The following is a 23,421-nucleotide window of genomic DNA, read 5'->3' on the forward strand; positions in this document are numbered from 1 at the left end:
CTCTGGCTGGAAATGCCATGACAACGGTTACCATTGCCCTCAATGCCTTAGACCGAGAGTCCACTTTTTGTCGTAGTATTTAGACAAAAGTCAAGGCGAGATGTGGGTTGAAATCTTTTTATCGATGTGAGTGAACTTTTGGATCATTTTTTAGTTGGAACACTCTTACTACTTTTGTAGTTGGAGTTCATAAACAGGGGAATTAGCAAATTCCTTAAGCTGAAAAAGTGATAATAAATTAGTCCATTCTTGTTGATAAACGGCACGGTTGTAAGCTAATTGACTAACAGTGTCATACCAAATCTTATTTTCTGCATAAGGAATGTACTGCTGTTGATTTCCTGTTTGCTTAATTTTTTGTACTAGCTCAGGACTGGCTTCCACTCTTTCAATCCAACCATTCACACTAATATTTGTGTTAGATCCCTGATCATTGACACAAGTAATTTTCAAGTACCATTGATATCTTTTTCCAAGCAATAATGGTTTTTCAGTAGAGGGAATACTTATGCTGACAATACCTTTTTTATCTGGTAAAGAGAACAACAAAGGCTTTGCCAAAACAGATTTTTTTTGTTCATCTAATAATCTAAATGTAGCTGGACGTGACTGGGAAGTTTTACCGAAGGGTAAATAAAACCAGATCTGGGGATAATCCTGAGTAGTCGAGCCACCATTGTTATTAGGAACTAAGGCCATGAGGTTGTTATTATCGATTTGAGAGCATTGCGATCGCGTGGCTCCTCCTCGTGAACGTCCAGAAGCATTTCCCTCGCCTCTGGAACCGTTAAACATCTGGCCAATGCGCTCAAGAAAATTCTGTGCTTGGGCTTTGTGAACAAAAATAGGCGACAAAAAATTCACACAAACAGCAGTTGTCACAGAGCAGATCAAAACAGTTGACTGTCGAATCGATAAATGGGGACGGAGCATTGTGTAATTACCTCTTAGTTTCCTAATTTGTTGATTTAACTTTTACGGAGCTTATCAGTTAAGTATAATACTGTTGCTCCATTTACTAATAATGCCAAAACTGGTGGAATAAAAGGTATCCAACCGCTTTGGCTCACCAAAATTACAGAACATATAATGTATAAAGTTCCAGCAGAACCTACTACAGCTATACCGATATAAAGATTGCGGTTAAATCGCCAGCAGACAAGACCACCTATCAACGCCCAGCCAAACATCCAGATTGTTTCATAACCAAGAGACCACCACCAAATGAGCGAGCGATTATCTAAGGTTGCACTCAGGATCTGGCTGATCATTTGCCCATGCAACGTGACTCCAGCAACGTCACCATAGGGTGTACTCCAGTAATCAGCTTGTCTGTTTTGCCTGTCAGTAAAGCCAATCAGTACAATGCGATTTTTAATTTGTTCAGCAGCAACTTTATTGTCCAAAACCTCCAAAATATTGACTCTATGTGCGAAATTACTGGGGTCGCCGCCAAAGGTACGATATTTGAGCATCGTTTGATAACCTTGAAGCTGATTATCCATGTCTTGGTAGCCACCTCCTAATCCCAGTAGTTGGGGAATCATGGTTTTACCAAACTGCATAGGCTGGTCATAAGCTTTGGTTTGGAGATTTAGAGGAGAGGTGAAAGACTGACCTTGAGCTTTTAGGTAGCGACGAGCAATTACTAGACTCAAAGCTTCCCTTGTCTGACAATATTTAAGGTCTGGCTTTTGCATCAAATATTGTCGGCGCACATAACGACCACCTTTCGCATCATCATCAACCAAGTCACTAAAGCCAACTTGCTCTAGCGGGACTTCTGGCGCGTTTTTAAAGCCAAGAATTTTTTCTCCCCGGCTATTTTCATAACTGTTTTTACAGACTGATATGAAGTTTTTCGTCTGCTGTAAACGTTGTTTTAGGCTACCTTCAGCTGGAAAATCCCGGATAAAATCCAACCCAATCATACTAGGTTGATGTTGAGAAAGATTTTTGAGTAAATCGTCTAGAGCTGCATCAGGAATAGAACCTCTACCACCCGGATATCTCCCGCTTTCATTCAACTTCTCAAGGCTTTCTGGATCAACATCGACCATTAAAAATCGTTCGTCCTTTGGTTCATCAGGACGTAAGGATATCATCTGGTCATAAGCTGCTAGTTCTAAAGTCTGGGTGAGTCCGAAAAACCTAGCAATGAACATGAGCGTTGTCACAGCCAAGCTACTCAGCAGCACAGTGCGGAGCTTGATTTTGCGATAGGGGAGAGCGCGACTGGCTGCAAGATATTCTAGTTGTAAATTGGTGGGGGCTGGTTGTTTGTCAACAGACTGATTCAACCATTCCTCAGAGGCGACTAAATCTTTACCCCGGAGCAAAAAACTATCGTCACGTTTAGCATCTTCCCACTCTTTGGCTTTGAGGAAAAGCCGAGTGTGCGATCGCACGTAATCTGGATCTGCATCTAATGTTCTGGTTAATTCTCCAAATTTGGTCAGAAAGTCTGCACTATGCTGACAAAAATCAATCCACTGCACCTTTGCCAATTCTGGAAAAAGCTCCCCAGTATTAATTTGTCGATACAATACAGTAACGATTCGCTTATGCAAACTCATCGCATACTCTACCTCAGCCTTGCAGTCAGGTGAATTGATAGAGTCTGGCGAAATAATAAATAGGAAGTTGTTAGCGCTTTCTATCCCTTTATTAATCTCTTGTGCAAAGTCAGTACCAGAGGCGACACTTTCTTGGTCAAACCAAGTAGTCTTGTTTTGAATTTGTAATGTATCGTTGAGCTTGCGGGCGAAATCAGAATCAGCAAGAGAGTAGGAAATAAATACATCTAGTGCTACCAGAGGCGGTTGCTTGAGGCTTTCGCTGATGAACTCTACTTGTAAAGGTACAGGCAGATGTTGGGTTTTTTGTTGAGCTATTTTTAACCAAGCTTCTGCCTGTCGAAGATTATAACCCCGCAACAGAATACTAGAATTGCGTTTTTGTCGTTCCCACTTCAGAGCTTTGACTAATAAGGTTTTATGCTGTTCGTAGTAAGCCGCATCTTGAGTTAGCACATTAATTAGCTTGTCAATATTGGCTTGTTGCTGTTGTGGCTCTGTCAAGTCGATGAAATGTAGAGTCCGTAATTCAACGGCAATCTGCTCTATATCTACTTGTTCAATTAACACAGGAATGATTCGTTTTTTCAAAGAAAAAGCATGAGACACTTCCATTTGGCAATATTCTGATTGCAAAGAGGCTGGTGACATCAGAAACACCAAATTGTCTGCTTCTTCAATACCTCGATAAATTGACTCGACAAAATCTGTGCCAGACTGAATATCTGTTTTGTTTGTCCAAACCGTGAAGCTTTTACGCATCAAGAGCTTGGCAACTTTTTCCATAACTGCCCTCTCTTTTTCTGAGTAAGAGAGGAACACTTGAGCCATCAGGTTGTTAGCATTTTTTGTACTTTGACATATAAAAGCACAGTGTAAATCTGTTGGTTCACATGGTGGTTGCTCATGTTTAAAGCGAATTTTTAACCAGTTTTCAGCCTGTACTCGCTCGTCACCAATTAACAGGTATTGTGAGTGTTGTTGCTGTCGTTCCCACTCCAAGGCTTTAGCTAAAAAGTAGGTGTGTTGATAGACATAATCTTGATGGCGGGAAAATAGTTCTAGCAGTCCCGCAAAGGATTTTTCAAAGTCATCTATACCTTCACGGAAGTATACCCAGTTAATTTTGCCAATAGCTGGGTGCATATTGGGAAAACTAGAGTGTAATCCCTTGGCTTTATATTGTTCCCACTCACTAGCGTCCCGTCCAGGATTGCGTTCTTGCCAAGTTTCTTGAGTAATTTGTTCTACGTGCAGCAAGGGAATAATACGTTTATTACGGCGGAGTGCTAACTCTATTTCTTTACCGCAATAGGGGGAGTTAATTGAGTGGGGCGCAATGATAAACAGAAAATTGTCAGCTTTCTCAATGCCATCATCTATTTGATTTTGAAAGTCAACACCTAGAGGGATATCATTTTGGTCGAACCAAATGTCCAACCCTGCTTCTATAAGTCGCTGATATACCTTAGTTGCAAAGGTTTTGCTATCTGCTCTCCCATAAGAAATAAAGGCATTTTTAAAGTTATTCATATTAATTATTAATATTCATTTTCATTTGTTTGGCATCACGTTCAAAATCAAAATTATCGCTATCTGTTAGTAGAAGTCACCGAACCTTTGCACACGATCGCCACAGATGATTCAGATTGTCAGGAGAACATCAACTTGCAGGAAACTGTGCCAGGAGGTCTTTGCCGTCAATAATGGTACTAGTGAAGGTAAAACTACGTTTAGCTTGGTAGCGTGGGTCTGATTTAACGATAGACATAAACTCTCGATGTCCTTGTCTTGTCCTACCTACTTGACAGCCAGCACTCCATCTGCCCACGTCGGACTTAGGGTTATCACCTCCCCAATGTTGGTTAATGCCAAACATACCTGAATCAATGGTGTCACCTGCATCGCGGGTGCCTGACCGATTTGCATCACGATGGACAGTTACCGAACCACCCGTTTGCACAAGAGCTTCATGTCCACCACCTGGTGTGTGAATTCCTACCTGCCATGCTTTGTATTGCCCGAAGGCGATAATAGCCGCACCTTTGGGGTTCATGGGTTTGAAGGTATAGTATTTACCTGGGTTGGTTGTGGCTTCCCAACAGCCAATCATTTTAGGCTTGCCGTCTTTAAACTCAATCACGATGCGGAGGTCGTTCCAGACATTGAGGGCGTTGTTATTGAGCGTTCCGTCCGGGTTCATGCCTTCGATGTAGATAATATTCTTGTATCCAGGTTCTTTGTCAATTTTGTAGCCCTTCTTCTCGCAATAGGCAATGATTTTCTCTTCTAGAGTTTTAGGCTTGGTTGTGACTGTGGCAATTTTGCAGCCGTCAATTTGGATATGCCCACCATAGATAAACCAAATGCGCCGATCCTGAACTGGAGCCTTGAGCATGACTCGGACATGGTGAGCATCTGCGATCGCCACCTCGGTAATTTCTAACTGTCTCCCCGCTTGGACAGTGGCTTTTTCCGATGCTTCGAGCTTGTTCGAGGGCAATGAGCAGCTTTTAAACACTGTGTCAGAAGTCACTTTGAGATTAAATTGCCCCTGCTCGGTTTGGTCATCCTTGAGTCCTATCGCTTGCAGAAAGTACAAAATTGCCGCACAACCAGCTACGGAATCAATCGTCTTGGTGTGATTAGTCCCAGCCCAAACAAACGGTGTAATTCCCTCGCTATCTTTGCCCTGGAAGTCGTTACACGCATCGAAGGCGAGTAAACGGGCTGAGAGCCTTGTTGGTATCTGTTCGCCCTGAATCTTCCTTAATTTTTGTGTGATTTGATCGAAGAATTGCGTGGCATCCTGAAAATCCGCCCTAGCGTGTATTATTCCTGCCCAGTACCAAGGTAGGTTGGGATAGTACCACTCGATTTTCTCGTAAAAGCCGCGATCATAATACAGTTTCTCAGCAATTTTTTCTAACTCTGGCAAGAGATTTGATTGCAGCTTGCAGGCTTGCCATAGTTCTGTATATTTTTCTTCAATAGATACAATATTGGCCATTTTTGTAATGTTTGCTTGTAACTGTTCATAGATTAAGTAAGGAACAGCAAAATTTTGTTGTAATAAAAGCGGCTTCGAGCTTTAGTTTTCAATCATCGCCAAAAGCTTGAACACGCAACACTTGCATCCGCTTTTAAAAAGTCCAGCTATGAGTCGTTTGAAGTATAGCTTGCTGTGTTCAAGCTCCAGTTTGGATTTGTTAGCTGTTGATTGCTCATGTCTTCATGCTGGGTTTCTTGATATCTAATATCTTGATTTTTAACCTGTTCTATGCGTCGGCAGAGGCTGTAGATGATTATAGGGTCACGGATGATTTCAGCCAGGATGCGGGCTTCATTAAAGTCTCTGGCATCGCTTCTTAAGTCATGCAACACTAGATCAATTAGCTCAGGACTCATTTCTATTTCCAAAGAAATGCTAATCGCAACGTCTGTCCCCATTTTGTCTACGTCGATCGAATACTTTTTGCTGTTACGAATCATAATTTTGTCCTGCGGTGATTGCTTTCATCTTTTGTTTACTGAGGCAAATTTATTTTGGCTTAAAGCGTGCTTACGGAGATTTATTCTAAATTAATCCCGCAGAATTTAAATCCTATATCATTAGGGGTAGGGTTTCAGGAATAGTTCAGCTTCAGCTTCTCTTCGTCTCCTAAGTCCTTGCTCAACATTTGATCCAGGATTGCGATACTTGATGAAAGTTTCGCGGATATTAGCCCAATCCTTATTCTTTAAGACTCTAGTCATTGATTCAAAATTAGCGGCACCGTAAAATTTACTCCCCAAGTTGTAGCCAAAGCTGAGTAAGGCACCTTGTTGGTTAGGGTTGAGTTCGCCCCAGCAAGGTATTTTCACTAAATCCGGTAAGTAGCTTGTTTCCAACTGATAGATCAACAGTTCATCAGCTTGTTGTTGGGAAATACTCTCTCCCATGTACCACGGACTACCGTCACGTTTCCTAGTCGTACCCCAGCCAATTGTGATTGGTATCCCTCCACTTAAAGGATCAGGGTATGCATTAAGATAGCAACCTTCAAACTTTTTAATTAGCTCAACTCCACACATAGGTATACTTGTGGAGACTTGTTTAGTTTTAGTGAGATGGTTTGCTGCTGTACCGTTCCTGCTGATAGGATTGCTCTTAATCTTAGCCAGAATCTCGTTAGCACTGAGATACTGTACTGAATCAGCGTTTAGGCTGCTGCTGTCACGATCTTCTTCATCCTCTTGAGATAAACTGTCAACAGGACTTAAGTTAGGTTGCTTATCTGACTCCACTGGGGCTGCCAGAAGTGCTGGTTTTTCGTTATCGCTCTGTTGTCGAGCAGAGCGCTCTTGTTCCAACTGCTGCCTTTCAGCTTGGACGCGCTGCTTTTCGGCTTCTAGTTGCCTAAGTTGCGCTTCATACTGCGCTCGTAGCTCCAACTGCTCGTTAAGGTTGGACAGAGCAAGTTCAGCATTCTTGGTGGCTGTTTCTCCAGCCTCTTTCTTGCCTTCCTCTTGCCGTTCTGTTAACTGGGAAATAAAGCCCTGTAAGTCTTGCTGAATATACTGTTCGACGCGTTCAGCAAAAATGGTGTAGGCATCGGAATGGGTATTAAATTGACGATAGGGACCAGCCATTTGGAAAAACTGCCACCCCTCAATTTTCAAGCCTTCGGCAGTATTACGATAGCTGCGGTACTTCTCACCATGACCAAAAAACTCTTCAACCGCAGCAGAAACGGCTACTACCTGACTTAAACCGAAAGCCGACCAGCCAACAATTTCCTGCCACTTCTGGTTCCCTTTCTGAAAACCAATTAGTGCTGGGACAATTACCCCGCCAATGATGGTAATCATTCTGAGGTTGTGATGAGCATTGCGTTCTTTGGTGGCTCGTCCCTCCAGCCACATGACTTGGTCGAGCCAGCGATTTTTCAGAAAGTCTTTTCGCAAGTCTGACAAGTCGAGTCGGTCAATCAGTCCAGAGAAGTTCTGTTTCAGGTATTGACCATAGTCGTTTTTCTTAGCCATAGTTTTAAATTTCTCAAAAGTTTCTAGCTATACTTAACATAAAAATATCACTTTTTAAAGAGTATTTGAACCGCTACAAACTTACCATGATATGTATGAATAAAATTGCGCCGTTTCAGGCTTTTAAAATACCATATCAGGAAGCTGCATCAGACAGAGAACAAACATCTCTTTTTTGCCAAATTATCAGGTCTGACTAACCCTAAAAAGGACAAAAATGCATAATTTATATTTGATGGTTTTTGTCAATATATAACTCCTATTAATGAATAAATTAAACTTGTAAATTTCTGCTTAAAAAATTCTTGATAAGGTCTTTCTCCGCCATAATTGTTTCCTACCTAAGTCAACAGTAAGTTTGTAATTGTACTAATCAAATCTTCTTTTGCTGCTTCTAAGTCAATTGTTTGTAAACAGCCTGACGCTGCTAATTGTTTGGCTCGTTCATCAGTAGCATCCCCATGCAAAGCAGAAACTAGCTTGTCTGCTGTTCTTCCGCTACCAGCAATCACCATCACTAACCTCCCAGCAATGACGCTGTTTAACGCATCAATAAAAGTAATCTCACCACCATTAATGAGGACTGTAATTGAGGGCGCACCATTAGCTAAAAGGGTTGCTACCTGCACTATCCAGGGAGATTCATCACCCCAATTACAGCCAGGAACTAGCACAAAATGAGTATGATGTGCTTCTAAAGGTGTAGCATCCTCACTCAAGACAGTGGTTTGCATAGGTAAAATTACTTTTGCTGTAGGAGCTACACCAATTAGGGGAAAGTCGGCATTGATTTGGCTATGGGCTTTACCTATTAATTGCATCACTCCCGCATCAGTACCACCATCCACCACATAAGCCCCCAAGCGTTGAGCTATTGGCGCTAAGACTTCTACAAATAGCTTTTGAATACGCAAGAAGTCTGCTTCGCTAATTTTACTAGCGCCCCCTACTATCACTAAGACGGGACGGGAATTACTTAGCCCTAATTGCGATAGAGCCTGGGGTAATTCGGCGGCTTCGGATACCGTAACTGCTACTGCTGCTTGCTTGGGATTTAAAGATAGGCTGAAAAAATTGACCATTTATTCGGAGTAGAGCTTGCAAAAATTTAAGTATTTACAGTACTAATACCAGATTAATATGAAGTTGCATAGAATAATTTAACGCGGATGCACGCAGATAAACGCGGATAAAGACAGATAAATCAATGGATTTCAGAATTATGTGCAACTTCACATAAAATTGGTATTGTAAAACTTCGCCAAATATATCTATAGTCAAAATTCTTCAAACTACCTGCAATCATAGGCTTAGTTCATTTAATTTACATTTGTTTAGTGACACTTTATCATCACTTCTGACTTTAAACATACGACAAAACTATACATTAATTCAATAGAATTACTATAATTCCTGAATTTAACTGAGTTTGACTGAGTTAAACTGAGTTAAACTGAGTTTTAAAAGTCCTGAATTTAACTGAACTATTGAATTGAAAAGTCAAGCATACTTTGAATGTCGTTACTCTGATTGCCCATTCCCTCAATAGAGAGACAGTGTAAATAATCTATCTTTTCAGTCCCCTACTGATTAGCGATGTCTGTCGGGTAAGGGACTTCCAAATAGAAAAATGCCCTACTTTTATGGTGGGTTAGGACGGTAGTCCGTAACCCACCCTACGATTTTTGGGTAATTTATTTTTTCCTTATTTTCTACACTACATTTATTTATTGACTTATTTTTCAATGCGTAAGTCATGTCTGCTTTTTGTCTTTTACAGTAAAATAACTTTGAACGCACAGTGAATCATCACAGTAGGAATTTTGCTTACGGTAACCCTGGATTGTTCCTAGCAAAGAGAACTATAATTCCGATCGCTGTAATATCGATATTGGCCAGCAGTCCTTGCCTAGCGCAAATCACACCTGACACCACATTGGGAAATCAAAACTCCCGTGTAATGACTGGTGTCAATATTAAAGGACATGGGGCTGACTTAATTGAAGGTGGTGTCCAAAGAGGCAGTAACCTGTATCACAGTTTTTTAGAATTTAATGTCAACAATGGCCAAAGAGTATACTTTGCCAACCCTACAGGCGTTGATAATATTTTGAGTCGAGTTACTGGCAGTAGCCCTTCTAATATTTTGGGGACTTTGGGCGTAAATGGTGCGGCTAATTTATTTTTGCTCAATCCCAATGGCATTATTTTTGGGACAAATGCCCAGTTAGATATTCAAGGTTCATTCCTGGCTACTACAGCTAACAGTTTTGTGTTTCCTGATGGTAGTGAATTTAGTGCTACTAATCCCCAAGCACCGCCACTTTTAACAATGAGTGTACCCGTTGGTGTGCAGTTTGGTTCACAGCCAACGGCAAGTATTACCAATCAAGGGCATTTGGTAACAGGAAAAGATTTGACGCTGAATGCAGGAAATTTGGATTTACAAGGAACGCTGCAAGCTGGTGGTAATTTAAAATTACAGGCGCAGAATAATTTAAAAGTTAGAGATGGGCATATTATATCTGAAGCCCCCAACGGAATTACTGGAAGCGTCACTATTGAAGCGTTAGGAAATATATCTATTGCTAATAGCAATATAACAGCCATTAGTAATAATGAGAGCGAAACATATAATAATAACATCACCATTAATTCTACGAAAGGTTCACTAGATTTAAATCATTCTCAATTAAATACCAATAACAAGAGTTCTGGCTATGCAGGATATATCATAACTAATGCTAGTAACGAAATATCTATTCTCAATGGCAGTAAGATATTTAGTCAGGGAAATAATGGAACACTACTCATTGGTATTAATCTAATAATATCGACTGATAATAATGGAACAATAAAACTTGCTATTGATCGTAATAAGATATATACACCTCAAAACATTATTATTGATAATTCAAAAATAGATACGAATAGTAATGGTTTAGGTTCAAATGAGGCAGGAGGTATCATGATTAATGCTAGTGAGAAAATATCTATTCTCAATGGCAGCAATATATTTAGTCAGGGAAATAATGGAGTCCTATTGATTGGTATTAATCCAATAGTATTGATTAAGGATAATGAATCAATAAATCTTGATGTGGATTTTAATAAAATATATACACCTCGAAACGTTTTGATTGATAATAAATCAGAAATAAATACTAATAATAATGGTTCAGGAGATGCTGGATTTATCATAATTAATGCTAGTGACCAAATATCTATTCTCAACGGCAGCAAGATATTTAGTCAGGGAAATAATGGCTATATTGTGATCACCACAGACAACTTGTCTCTGACTAATGGCGCTCAGATTAACTCCAGTCTGACTGGCAAAGGAAATCAAGTTGGCACTATTTCGATTAAGGCGAATAATATATTCCTCCAGGGCGATTTGACACTAAAGGACACAGATGATAAACAGACTGGTATTTTCACTCAAATTCGCAAAGAAGGTGAATTGCGTTCCTCTAATGGCAAAGGAAACATTACAATCGAGACAAATAAGCTAATAATGACTGATCGGGGTCGTTTGTCGGCAGATACCTATGGAAAAGGAGATGGTGGCAGCATTGCTATTGAAGCACAGAATTTGTTACTTCGTCGCCAAAGCAAAATTACTGCTACCGCAGGTTCAGAAAATCATCCTGGTAATGGCGGTGGCATTACGATTGATGCCAAGGATGGATTTGTTGTAGCAGTACCATCGGAAGATAGCGATATTATTGCCAATGCCTTTGGAGGTAATGGTGGCAGGATTGAGATTAATGCCAACCGCATTCTAGGATTTCAAAACCAGGAAAAGTTGAGTTCAGAACAACTGAAGAATCTTGAGAATAATGGCATTAGTGATATCAGTGCCAGTTCTGATGTGGGTGAAAATGGAGAAATATTGCTTAATACTCTCAGTATTGATCCTACTCAAGGGCTTGTTGCACTGCCGACAAATTTAGTAGACCCCTCTAGATTGATTGCCCAAGGTTGCGATCGCAATAGTAACGTTGCTAAAGGACGAAGTGAGTTTGTAATTACTGGACGTGGCGGACTACCTCCTAGTCCTGATGATACTCTTAAGCCTGGGGCTATTTTACCAGAATGGGTAGTCAATAATACGGTTAATGGTAGTAATAATTTTGAAAATATGACTGAGACGAATTTAAAGCAATTATCATCAAATACTTCCGCTCCCTTAGTAGAAGCAGTAGGTATGGTACGCAGTGCAAATGGAGATATTGTTTTGACTGCTCAATCAACAACGGCTACTTTGTTGCAGTCGGGGTTATCTACTCAAGCCTGTAATGTTACTCAAGGGAATGTCCGATGATCAACGACTGGCTGGGTAGGCGATCGCCTAATCTATATCCAGACTATTCAACTAAGGTGTATATATTATTCTTAGTGACAGGGTTCATTCTCGGCTTTTATCCACAACCCTTAGCTGCTCAAGAGGCTCCCATTGAGGTAAAACCGCCTTCCATACAACCATTACCCGAACCGCAACCTTTACCAGAACTACCACCTCCAGAACAGCTATTACCCACTGCACCTCAGTCACCAACTCAACCAGATGTTAATCCGCAGACATTAGCGGAAACCTTGGTTGTAGAACGGTTTGAGTTTGTGGGAAACACAGTTTTTAGCAATAAAGAACTGGCGAGTGTGACAGATGCTTATCTCAAACGCCCAATTACCTTTAATGATTTACTCCAACTACGTTCAGAACTGACGAAGTTATATATAGATAGAGGCTATGTGACTTCTGGAGTAATTATTCCTCCCCAAACGGTGAAAGGTGGAGTAGTGGTAATGCAGGTGGTAGAAGGAAGTATAGAAAAGATAAATGTGACAGGTACGCGCCGCCTCAACCCCAGCTATATACGCGATCGCCTCGCCATTGCTGCTGGTAAACCACTATCACGCGATCGCCTACTCGCAGGACTGCAACTATTACAACTAAATCCTTTAATTAAAAGTATATCTACTGACTTACAAGCCGGCATACGTCCGGGTACTAATATATTAGAAGTTAAAGTTACTGAAGCCAATTCTTTTAGCACTCAGCTAGTGCTAGATAACCAACGCAGTCCGAGTGTGGGCAGTTTTCGCCGGCGCATCAATCTTACCGAAGCGAATTTGTTAGGGCTAGGAGACGGTTTAAGTGTTGGTTACACCAATACAGATGGTAGTAATGGCTTTAATGTTAGCTATAACCTACCAGTTAACCCACGCAACGGTAAGCTGATTTTTACCTATGGCAATACTAATAGTGATGTTATAGAACGTCCTTTTAACTCTTTGGATATTAATTCTCAGTCCAGCTACTATGAATTAACCTTCCGTCAACCTCTTTTACAAACTCCCAACCAAGAGTTTACTTTAGGAATTACCGCCAGCCACCAAGCAAGTCAAACATTTTTAGGTTATGACGATATCGGGGCGTTTCCCCTAGCGGTTGGTGCTGATGACCAAGGAAACACAAGGGTTTCTGCGATCCGATTTTTTCAAGAATGGACTCAACGCAGTAGCCAACAAGTAATAGCAGCGCGATCGCAATTTAGTTTCGGCTTAGGTGTCTTAGATGCCACAATCAATCAAGATGAACCCGATAGCCGTTTTTTTAGCTGGCGAGGACAAGCACAATGGTTGCGCCAACTAGCGCCTGATACCTTAGTTCTGTTGCAAGCTGATATGCAATTATCAGATAGAAAACTGTTAGGACTCGAACAAATCGGTATCGGCGGACAAACAACTGTACGAGGCTACCGTCAGGATCAATTGTTAACAGATAATGGTGTGCAAGCAACCGCAGAAGTTCGCTTACCGATTCTGCGAGTTCCTCAAGGAGTCTTGCAACTCACGCCTTTTGTAGATATCGGTACAGGCTGGAATAATGGCGGTTCAAATCCCCGGACTAACACTTTAGTTAGTACGGGAATGGGATTGCTTTGGCATCAAGGTGATAATTTGACGGCGCGTTTAGATTGGGGAATTCCACTGACATCAAGAGATTCTAAGGGGGACACATGGCAAGAAAATGGTTTGTATTTTTCTGTTATTTACAAACCTTTTTGAGGTTGCGACACCGTTACCCCCACCCTCTGGCTGATCAAGAGGAAAAGGGGCAGGGGGCAGGGAGCAGAGGGGAAAACCAGAGTAAAAGAAGATATTTGATACCAATTGGAAAAATGATTGCGACAAATGAATTGACAAAACTCAGTCTTAGACAGCAATTCCCAATCCAAAATCTAAAATCTAAAATCCAAAATGGTATGAGTTGGGTGAAGACAGGATTTAGCACAACCACTCAACTGTTAGGAGTACTAATATTTACTAATACAAGTTGCATAGGACAAATTACACCTGATGCCACTTTAGGGACTGAAAGCTCGCAAGTAAATTCTCATGTGATGATTAGAGGATTGGAGGCAGATCGCATTGATGGCGGGGCAGTTCGCGGTAGTGCGTTGTTCCACAGTTTTTCGGAGTTTAATGTCAACAATGGACAGCGCGTTTATTTCAGCAATCCTGCTGGGATTACCAATATCTTCACCCGCGTGACTGGCGCGAATCTGTCTCATATCTTAGGTACCTTGGGTGTTGATGGTGGGGCAAATCTATTTCTCCTCAACCCGCATGGTATAAAGTTTGGGACAAATGCCCAGTTAGATATTCAGGGTTCATTTGTAGCAAGTACAGCAAACAGCTTTGTGTTTCCTGATGGTAGCGAGTTTAATGCCAAAAATCCGACTGCACCGCCATTATTGACGATGAGTGCCACTCCCGGAGTCCAGTGGGGGGCTTCAGGGGCGGGAGGAACAATTACCAATGAAGGCGGTAATTTAACTGTTGGAGAAGATTTAACGCTGTCGGCGGGAAATTTGGATTTGCAGGGACAGTTGCACGCTCTCAGGGATTTGACATTGTTTGCTCAGGATACTGTAAAAGTGCGAGATAGTGTCACAAAACCTTTTATTGCCTCTGCGGGTAGGAATTTCACAGTTCAAGGAAATGGCGGTATTGATATCTTAGCGTTGAACCACCCGACACAAACGCCATTTGTGAGTGGGGGAAATCTCAGCTTTATCAGTGATGGCAAGATTTCGCTTGATGCTCACTTTAGTAGTGGTGGCAATTTTGCGATTTCTCCTGTGTCAGGGGGACTGGCAAATTTTGTCAGTTTATATGACCCAATTATTAGCACCAATGGCGATGTCGATGTGGCAGCCTCTTATACTGGAACATCGCTGTTAGTGGAAGCAACGGGTAATATTCGTTTTCAGGGTGATATCAACATTACTGGGGCGGATAATAACAGCTTGCCATTGGGGCCAGATACTGAGACTTTAACAAAGAATTCCGCATTAATTCTGCGATCTGGACAAAGTACTCTGGCTTATGGGGGTGTGAATTTTGGCAATGTACCTAGTTATAGCAATGGTACTGTGCCAGAGGGAATTACTTTGGATGGAGACGTTGTTTTACAGCCGTTTAATGAAATTGGGGGGATAGTTAGCCTGACGGCAGCATCGGGAGATGTGAATACCAAACTCATTAGCACCAATGGGCAAAAAGATGTTCTTAACTATGGTGATGACGCGATCGCCATCGGAGGTGCGATTAATATTGAAGCTACCAAGGGCAGTGTTAATACTGGTAATTTGTTGTCTTACTCATACTCTGAATCTGGAAATGTGGCAAATGGGGGAGCGATCGCCCTGACTGCTGGCGGTAACATCACTACCACCGATATCGACTCCTCCTCCTCTTATGGCAATGGGGGAGCGATCGCCCTGACTGCTGGCGGTAACATCACTACCACCGATATCGACTCCTCCTACAGTTCTGGAAATGGGGGAGAGATCACCATCAAAGCTGACGGTAACATCACTACCGAAAAGATCGACTCCGGTTCCGGTTCCTTCGGTACTGGGAATGGGGGAGCGATCACCATCAAAGCTGACGGTAACATCACTACCAAAGGTATCGTCTCCCAATCCTGGTATAGAAATGGGGGAGCGATCGCCATCAAAGCTGACGGTAACATCACTACCGAAGATATCTACTCCTCCTCCGGTGCTGGGAATGGGGGAGCGATCGACATCAAAGCTGACGGTAACATCACTACCAAAAATATCAACTCTTCCTCCGGTTCTAGGAATGGGGGAGAGATCACCATCAAAGCTGACGGTAACATCACTACCAAAAATATCAACTCTTCCTCCTGGTATGGGAATGGGGAAAAGATCACCATCAAAGCTGACGGTAACATCACTACCGAAGGTATCTACTCCTTCTCAGTTGAGGGGAATGGGGGAGCGATCGCCCTGACTGCTGGCGGTAACATCGTCGAAACCACCCAGATCTACTCCTACTCCTTATATCGCAATGGGGGAGAGATCACCATCAAAGCTGACGGTAACATCACTACCAACGATATCAACTCCTCTGGTAAAAATGGGGGAGAGATCACCATCAAAGCTGACGGTAACATCACTACCAACGATATCAACTCCTCCTTCTATGAATATTCTGACCGTAATTTTGGCAATGGGGGAGCAATCGCCCTGACTGCTGGCGGTAATATTACAGCTAAAGGTGATTTCAACTCATTCTCGTATTCGTACTCGAAATCTGGTAATAGCGGAACTGGGGGAGCGATTTTTCTAAGTGCTAAAAATGGGGAAATTGTGGGAACTCCCATTGAAGCCTACAGTTATGATGATTCCCAAAAAGATTTTGTAAAAAAATTTCGCAATCCAATGCTTAACTCCTTTTCGGTTTCTCAGCACGGAACCGCAGGAAAAGGTGGAAACATAACTATACAAGCTAAAAACAATGTCAGCAATCTAGACATATTAACTTTCTCTTCTTCCGCAGAAGCCGGGAAGGTTGAAGTAGAGGGTTTGGGGAATTTATCGCTCAGTGATAACAAGATTTTGACTAGTGGGCAGTTGAAGGTGAAAATACCTAATAATGGAACAATCACCTTAGATGTTGGTAAGGCAGGTCAATCGGGAGATGTCACCATCAAAAGCTCAGGAAATCTCACATTCAACAATAGCAGCATTGAAAGTGACACCAAAGGCAACGCCTCAGCCGGGAATGTAATGATAACTAGCCCAGGTCTAGTAACGTTCAATAATAGTCAAATTATCGCTAACACCAGCGCTCAAGGAAATGGGGGTAATATCAACATTACTGGCGACTCCGTTACTGTAAGTGGTGATAGCAAAATTTCTGCCTCTGCGGAAAATACTGGCAAAGGCGGTAGTATCGACATCCAAGCCGAAACCCTTAAGCTAGATCGAGGGCAAATCATCTCTGAAAGCAAGCAAAGTGAGGCTGGCAATATCAATTTGAAGCTGAACAATTTATTACTGCTGCGTGACAACAGCACTATTTCCACCTCAGCCGGAACTCAAAACAGCGAGGGTAATGGCGGCAACATTGATATCAACCTCAAAGATGGGTTTGTGATTGCAGTACCGTCGGAAAATAGCGATATCATTGCCAATGCCTATGGCGGCAACGGTGGCAAGATTAATATGAGAGCCAACCGCATCTTAGGATTCCAACTTCAGGGACGAGAGGCACTGGACAACATACGTAAAAACGGCAGCAGTGATATCAGCGCCAGTTCTGATGTCGGTACTCAAGGACAAGTCACAGTTGAAAACCTCAACGTTGACCCCAGCCAGGGACTAGTGCAACTATCTACTCAATTAATCGATCCTACCGGGTTGATTGCTTCTGCCTGTGGTGGCAACAGTCACACCGCCAAAGGTCAAAGTGAATTTGTGATCACTGGCAGGGGTGGGCTGCCTCCCAGCCCTGATGATGTCCTCACTGCGGGGACAGTACCAAACACTTGGGTAACAAGTGAAACAGAAACTTTCAGCAATAATTCTAGTGCAAGACCACTGGTGAACAGCAACGCTGTATCATCCCCCCTAGATTCTGCCCCTTTAGTAGAAGCTCAAGGTATGATCCGCAATGCCAATGGTGACATTGTTTTCACTACCCAGCCACCTGTAAATACCCTGCATCAATCTGCGTTACCTGCCCAGTTCTGCCACCTGACACAAAAGTAGTTGGGGGACAAGAAGACAAGGGAACAAGGAGAGAAATTCCCATTACCAATTACCAATTACCAATTACCAATTACCAATTACCCATGACCTATGCCCCATACCCCATGCCCCATGCCCCATGCCCGCCAGAAATTTGCCTATGTGATTTTGGCTTGTCTAACTGCTTTATTGTGTATATTTGTCTCGCCTGTTATAGCTCGTGATACCACAAATCAAGGGTTTACCGTCTCCATTGCTGCTAATCTTACTCAAGAGCAAGAAGCTAAAAACCTATATACAGCAGGACGCTTTGCCGAAGCGGTGACTGTGTTACAGCAGGTATTGCAGATTTATCAAGGTAATGATAATACCATTGGACAGGCTGTTGTATTCAGTAATCTGGCTTTGAACTTCCAGCAATTAGGACAGATGCAAGCCGCAACCGAAGCAATTGAAAAAGCGATCGCTATCTTACAAAATACTCCCAATTCACCACAACGTCTGCCAGTTTGGGCGCAAGTTTGGGATATCAAAGGGAATCTGGAATTAGCACAGGGTAAAGCTCAAGCAGCTTTGTCATCTTGGGAAACAGCCGCATCACTCTACCAACAATTAAAAGATAGCAATAGAGCTATCCTCACCCAAATTAACCAAGCACAAGCATTGCAGGCTTTAGGACTCTATCGCCGAGAAATTTCTCTACTCCAGAATTTGACAGAGGATCTGCAAAAACAACCAGACTCTCTGGTTAAGGCAGCTAGTTTTCGCAACTTGGGTGAGGCGCTAGCGCTGGCTGGCGATATTGAGCAGGCAAAAAAACATTTACAACAAAGTCTGGAGATTGGCCAAAAACTACAATCAGCAGAAACCATTGCTACAGCTTACTTGAGTTTGGGTAATCTTGCTTATATTCCCGGTAGCAAATCAGAACAAAAAAAGACTGCTCTAGCTTATTACAAAAAAGCAGTTGTTTCATCAACTATTGCGACTAGCAAAATCCCATCTCAACTTAACCATTTACGCCTATTAATTGAGTTGGAACAATGGTCAGCAGCACAAGCATTATATCCCGAAATTCAAAGTCAAATTGCTAACCTGCCGCTTGGTCGTTCGGCGATTTACGCTCAGGTAAATTTGGCTCAACGCCTTTTAGAAATGAGGCAGAAATTCCCTGAACTCAACCCAGAAACAATTGGTAAAATCCTGGCTGTGGCACGTCAGCAGGCGCAACAATTGCAAGATATACGCTCAGAGTCTTTTGTATTAGGTAATCTGGGACATCTATATGAATTATCTCAACAATGGTCTATAGCCCAGGATTTGACTAAACAGGCGCTAAATTTATCCCAGTCAATTCAAGCACCAGATATCGCCTATCGTTGGTATTGGCAACTAGGACGTATTCTTTGCCAAGGTAAACCCCAATGTAATCAGCAGGGAGATATTACAGGAGCCATCGCTGCCTATCAACAAGCATTTAATACTCTACAAAATATCCGTAGCGATTTGATTGCTACCAATAAAAATGTGCAGTTTTCTTTTCGGGAAACGGTAGAACCTGTATATCGCCGTTTAGTAGATTTGTTACTGCAATCATCAACGCCAAGTCAAGAGAATCTGATCCAGGCCCGTAATGTTATTGAAGCACTGCAAGTAGCGAAATTGCAAAACTATTTACAACAAGCTTGTGAAGATACGAAATTAGAAATCGACAAGGTGATTGACTTTCAAGACCAAACATCGGCTGTTATCTATGCAATTATTTTGGATGACCGTTTAGAAGTTATCCTCAAGCGACCTAATCAAAAACTTAGCCACTATGCTACCCCACCTCAACAGAAAATTAAAGAAGTTGTCAGCCGACTATACGAAAATCTGCAAGAAGAGGGAAGTTATGAAGAATTACAACAAGATGGTCAAAAAGTCTATAACTGGCTGATTCAACCAATAGAAAAAGAGCTAAAGGAGAGTAAAATCAAGAATTTGATTTTTGTCTTGGATGGCCCTTTGAGAAAAATTCCTATGGCTAGTCTCTATGATGGTCAGCAGTATCTAGTAGAAAAATATGCAGCCTCCTTAGCTTTGGGGTTACAAGTACGTGAACCTGTTCCTTTAGGTAGATCAACAATCAAAGTTTTGGCTGCTAGCTTGACTCAACCACCAAATAATCGAGAAGTCTCTGGCTTTTCTCGATTAGCAAATGTTGAGCAAGAAATAAAAGAAATTAAAAATACGGGATTGACTGTTAACTGGCTCGCTGAACAAGAATTTACCACGAAAAACTTTAACAATAAACTCAATGCTGCTAATTTTGAAATTGTACATTTAGCTACTCATGGTCTATTTGGTGCAGACCGAGAAAATACTTTTGTGGTGACAGCAGATGGCAAGTTGAAGATAGATGACTTTGATCAATTGTTTCTTAACCAAGGGCAAAAGCGTGATCACAGAATTGAGTTACTAATCCTTAGTGCTTGCCAAACAGCTACAGGTAACGACCAAGAAGTGATGGGTATTGCTGGAACTACAGTCCAAGCTGGGGCTAGTAGTGCGATCGCCAGTTTGTGGGATCTAGACGATGAAGCCAGCGTTCCATTTATTAAGGAATTATATCAACATTTAGGGCAACGCAATATTAGCAGAGCCGAAGCATTGCGTTTAGCACAGCAATCTCTACTCAAAAACCCCAAATATGACCACCCTCGTTATTGGGCCCCCTATGTCTTAGTTGGTAGTTGGCTGTGATGACAAACTTTAAGAATTTTATCCCACATTCCGTACCCTGAACTGTCACATATCAAAAAAGCCTAGCTAGTAGTACATAGTGAACGATAGCGGGGTATATTAAGCATTCTGACTCCTGACTCCTGACTCCTGAATTCTTACACTCTTACCAGAACCTGAAGCACCAACCACAGCAACTTGTTCTCCTGATAAAAGTTCAAAATTTAAATTTCGCCATAACCATTGATTTTGGATTTGTTTACCTAGATTTTGTCCTGATAAAATTGGGGTATTTACATTGGATTTCATTACATTAAAATTGCTTTGCTCTTTCCTAAATACAATTATTGTAGAGAAGTTAACCCTCTCTACAAATAGCAATTGAGAACTTAGTGATGATTAATTTGTACTAGCAGCTTCTTCCATTTGCTTTCTTAAACTTAGAGGTCGCATATCCGTCCACACTTCCTTAATGTATTCTAGACATTCTGATTTGAGTCCACTTTTACCTGCATCTTTCCATCCCAGGGCGTTTTCTCTATCAGCAGGCCAAATAGAATATTGTTCCTCATGGTTAACTACAACTTTGTTAATTGTGGTATCTTCTAATTCTTTACTGCTTATTATTGATTTATCTCCAGCTTATTTTTATTTATGACACTATTTGCCACCTGAAAAAATAGCAAACTTCTTACATTCAGAGTCAGCTAATTTGCCATTGCGCTCATAGACATTGATATTTTTAAAGCCCACACACTCAAGAGCAGATACAATTTCAGCTTGAGAATAAGCCCTTACTAGGTTATTAATATCAAAACGTTGCCAACCTTTTTCTGACAGTTGAAAGATAGTTATTTTAAATGAACCTATTTTTTCTACTGGATCATAATTATCACAACAAGCCCAAGCTAAATCTTCTTTTACATCTCCATCTGTAATTGCACCATTCCATGATTTATAACCATCTTCTAAATTCAAACCAAACAAAAAAATGCCGTTATCTAGCAGTGCATTATACACTTGTGTAAATACCTGTTTTAGTTCTTCAATGGTCATCATGTGATTGAGACTACCACTAGGAGAAATTACAGCATTAAAAGTAAGTGGCAAATTAAAAAATCTAGCATCATCAAGGATAAATTGAGCATTGGGAGCATTTTCACGGGCGTATCGCAACATTGCCTCGGAAATATCTAAACCTGTAACTTGATAACCTTGCTCAATTAAATGTTGTGCCATGTGTCCAGTACCACAACATAAATCAAGAATATTTGCTCTTTGAGGAATTTGATATTTTTGTAGTAATTCTTCAAATGGTGGCAAGTTATTTTCACAATATCTTACACCCCAATATTGATTGTAAATGTTTGCCCAAGCATCATATTTAGCATCTGCGTTGACTGTCACCATTTTATTAATCTCCTAATTTTTGCAAGTTAAGGCTGAGTTATCAATTGATAATTGATAATTGATAATTTGTCATAACCAGGACTTACGCAAAACAGAACGAATGTCGGGGTAATACCCTGCGGGAAGCAAGCTACATGAATTACCCCTACGCAAGAATCAGGTTTTTAGTCCAATCTTGCGTAAGTCCTAATAACTATGGTAATAAACCACCATTTCTCAAGTCTTTAACGCTCTCATTTACCGCTTGGATAATAAAATCTAAATCATCATCTGTATGGGCTGTAGATAACAAACCACCACCAGGACGTAGAAAAACTCCTTTATGAATCAGGTGATAGTAAATTATATCCATGTTTCCTGACCCAGATGAATTGGTAATATTAGATGGATTACCGAAAGGTACAACATTAAAAATTGACCCAAAATTCGACAATTTAATTGGCACTCCATCCTCTTGAAAATAGGAATTTAATTGTTGAATAAATTGGGAAGTACGTTGATTTAATTGTTCTTGCAGAGTGGGTCCTTGTATTTTGAGATATTTAAGAACTGCTCTTGCTGCTGCCATAGATAAAGGATGTTTGCAGTAAGTACCAGCAAAAAATGTTTGCTTGACTTGGGGACTAGATGTATCACCAAAATTCCACATTCCACCGTCAATTCTATCCATATATTCGGCTTTGCCAGCGATAACACCAATGGGCATACCACCACCAACAATTTTTCCGTAAGTAGCAATATCAGCTTGTACATCAAACCATGCTTGCGCCCCACCTGGATGAATACGGAAACCAGTGAGCATTTCATCAAAAATCAACACTATTCCTGCCTCTTGTGTTAATTTTCTCAACTGTTGTAAAAACTCTTTTGGTTGAATATCTGGACGGCTATTTTGTACAGGTTCAACAATAACAGCCGCTAATTCTTCTTGATGTTGTTTTATTACTTCTAAAGATGCAGAATCACCATATTTTAAAACTAAGGCATCTGCAACAACGCTAGGAGATACCCCTGGAAATTTTGGTACTACTTGTGTAGTTTCATCCTGAATTTGGACTTTCACTAAACTAGCATCAGAATGTCCATGATAGGAACCAGAAAACATCGCTATTTTGTTACGACCTGTGGTTGCTCGTGCTAGTCGCAAAGCAGTAATAACAGCTTCTGTGCCAGTATTACTAAATGTAACTCGCTCCATTCCTGTTAGTTCAGAAAATAATTCTGCTACTTCACCGGCTAAGTCTGACTGTGGTCCAATGTGAATACCTTGTTCTAATCTTTCTGTCAGAGCTTCTTTGATAAATTCAGGATTATAGCCAAACAAATTGACACCAAAACCCATCATTAAATCTATATATTCGTTGCCATCTATATCCCACATCCGCGACCCAGAGGCATATTTACCAACGATAGGATAGACTATTTCTTTAATAGCAGCCTGAAAGCCGGCTGAACCTCTGACATCAGCTAAAACATGACGGTATGTTTGCGCTTGTTGTTTAGATTTTGCTGTTTTTTGGTTGTAGCGTTGAATAAAATCACTAAGATATTGCTGTGGAGTTTGATTAGCTTGGGGTTGTAATTTGTCTTGTGTTTGCATGATTTTGAGTTAG

General features: G+C 41.3%; 14 protein-coding genes. 4 read left to right on the forward strand and 10 right to left on the reverse strand.

What is annotated here, in order from left to right; genetic code table 11:
* Positions 1 to 168: 168 nt before the first annotated feature.
* From H6G59_RS05465 to H6G59_RS05495, 6 genes are all read right to left on the reverse strand, one after another.
* Complete coding sequence (locus H6G59_RS05465; protein WP_190712183.1) at positions 169 to 933, reverse strand: DUF928 domain-containing protein; 765 nt, start codon at positions 931 to 933, stop codon at positions 169 to 171.
* Between the two features lie 35 nt (positions 934 to 968).
* On the reverse strand, positions 969 to 4,109 hold the full coding sequence (locus tag H6G59_RS05470; RefSeq protein WP_190712185.1) for a TIR domain-containing protein: 3,141 nt from the start codon (positions 4,107 to 4,109) through the stop codon (positions 969 to 971).
* A 130-nt stretch (positions 4,110 to 4,239) separates the two neighbouring features.
* The gene (locus H6G59_RS05475; protein WP_190712187.1) at positions 4,240 to 5,112 is read right to left on the reverse strand and encodes a hypothetical protein; all 873 of its coding nucleotides are present in this window, start codon (positions 5,110 to 5,112) and stop codon (positions 4,240 to 4,242) included.
* Positions 5,113 to 5,732: 620 nt separating this feature from the next.
* Positions 5,733 to 6,068, reverse strand: coding sequence for a hypothetical protein (locus H6G59_RS05480; protein ID WP_190712189.1), 336 nt, complete (start codon positions 6,066 to 6,068; stop codon positions 5,733 to 5,735).
* 120 nt (positions 6,069 to 6,188) lie between these two features.
* Positions 6,189 to 7,601, reverse strand: a complete 1,413-nt coding sequence (locus H6G59_RS27240) for a DUF4231 domain-containing protein (protein WP_242038792.1) — start codon at positions 7,599 to 7,601, stop codon at positions 6,189 to 6,191.
* A 341-nt stretch (positions 7,602 to 7,942) separates the two neighbouring features.
* A complete protein-coding gene (locus H6G59_RS05495; protein ID WP_190712190.1) occupies positions 7,943 to 8,683 on the reverse strand; it encodes a hypothetical protein in 741 nt (246 codons plus the stop codon).
* A gap of 719 nt (positions 8,684 to 9,402) precedes the next feature.
* Between H6G59_RS05495 and H6G59_RS05500 the strand changes: the two genes are divergently transcribed.
* The 4 genes from H6G59_RS05500 (at position 9,403) to H6G59_RS05515 (ending at position 20,419) form a co-directional block, all read left to right on the forward strand.
* Positions 9,403 to 11,928 (forward strand): two-partner secretion domain-containing protein, encoded by a 2,526-nt coding sequence (locus H6G59_RS05500; protein WP_190712192.1) that lies wholly within the window; start codon positions 9,403 to 9,405, stop codon positions 11,926 to 11,928.
* Complete coding sequence (locus H6G59_RS05505; protein WP_190712194.1) at positions 11,925 to 13,676, forward strand: ShlB/FhaC/HecB family hemolysin secretion/activation protein; 1,752 nt, start codon at positions 11,925 to 11,927, stop codon at positions 13,674 to 13,676. The genes H6G59_RS05500 and H6G59_RS05505 overlap by 4 nt, the downstream gene beginning before the upstream one ends.
* Before the next feature lie 197 nt (positions 13,677 to 13,873).
* Positions 13,874 to 17,695: a two-partner secretion domain-containing protein gene (locus H6G59_RS05510; RefSeq protein ID WP_199331936.1), complete on the forward strand. Its 3,822-nt coding sequence runs from the start codon at positions 13,874 to 13,876 to the stop codon at positions 17,693 to 17,695.
* 90 nt (positions 17,696 to 17,785) lie between these two features.
* Positions 17,786 to 20,419 carry a CHAT domain-containing protein gene (locus tag H6G59_RS05515; RefSeq protein ID WP_190712199.1) on the forward strand — a complete coding sequence of 878 codons (2,634 nt, stop codon included), beginning with the start codon at positions 17,786 to 17,788 and terminating at the stop codon, positions 20,417 to 20,419.
* A 99-nt stretch (positions 20,420 to 20,518) separates the two neighbouring features.
* On the opposite strand, the gene H6G59_RS05520 is transcribed toward H6G59_RS05515, so the two are convergent.
* The 4 genes from H6G59_RS05520 to H6G59_RS05535 all read right to left on the reverse strand — a co-directional run bounded on the left by H6G59_RS05520 (position 20,519) and on the right by H6G59_RS05535 (position 23,408).
* Positions 20,519 to 20,707 carry a hypothetical protein gene (locus H6G59_RS05520; RefSeq protein WP_190712201.1) on the reverse strand — a complete coding sequence of 63 codons (189 nt, stop codon included), beginning with the start codon at positions 20,705 to 20,707 and terminating at the stop codon, positions 20,519 to 20,521.
* 90 nt (positions 20,708 to 20,797) lie between these two features.
* A complete protein-coding gene (locus tag H6G59_RS05525; RefSeq protein ID WP_190712320.1) occupies positions 20,798 to 21,022 on the reverse strand; it encodes an MbtH family NRPS accessory protein in 225 nt (74 codons plus the stop codon).
* A gap of 36 nt (positions 21,023 to 21,058) precedes the next feature.
* Positions 21,059 to 21,808 (reverse strand): class I SAM-dependent DNA methyltransferase, encoded by a 750-nt coding sequence (locus tag H6G59_RS05530; RefSeq protein WP_190712203.1) that lies wholly within the window; start codon positions 21,806 to 21,808, stop codon positions 21,059 to 21,061.
* A gap of 193 nt (positions 21,809 to 22,001) precedes the next feature.
* On the reverse strand, positions 22,002 to 23,408 hold the full coding sequence (locus tag H6G59_RS05535; protein ID WP_190712205.1) for an aspartate aminotransferase family protein: 1,407 nt from the start codon (positions 23,406 to 23,408) through the stop codon (positions 22,002 to 22,004).
* Positions 23,409 to 23,421 lie beyond the last annotated feature (13 nt).

This window comes from Anabaena lutea FACHB-196 (genome assembly GCF_014698305.1).
GTDB lineage: Bacteria > Cyanobacteriota > Cyanobacteriia > Cyanobacteriales > Nostocaceae > Anabaena > Anabaena lutea.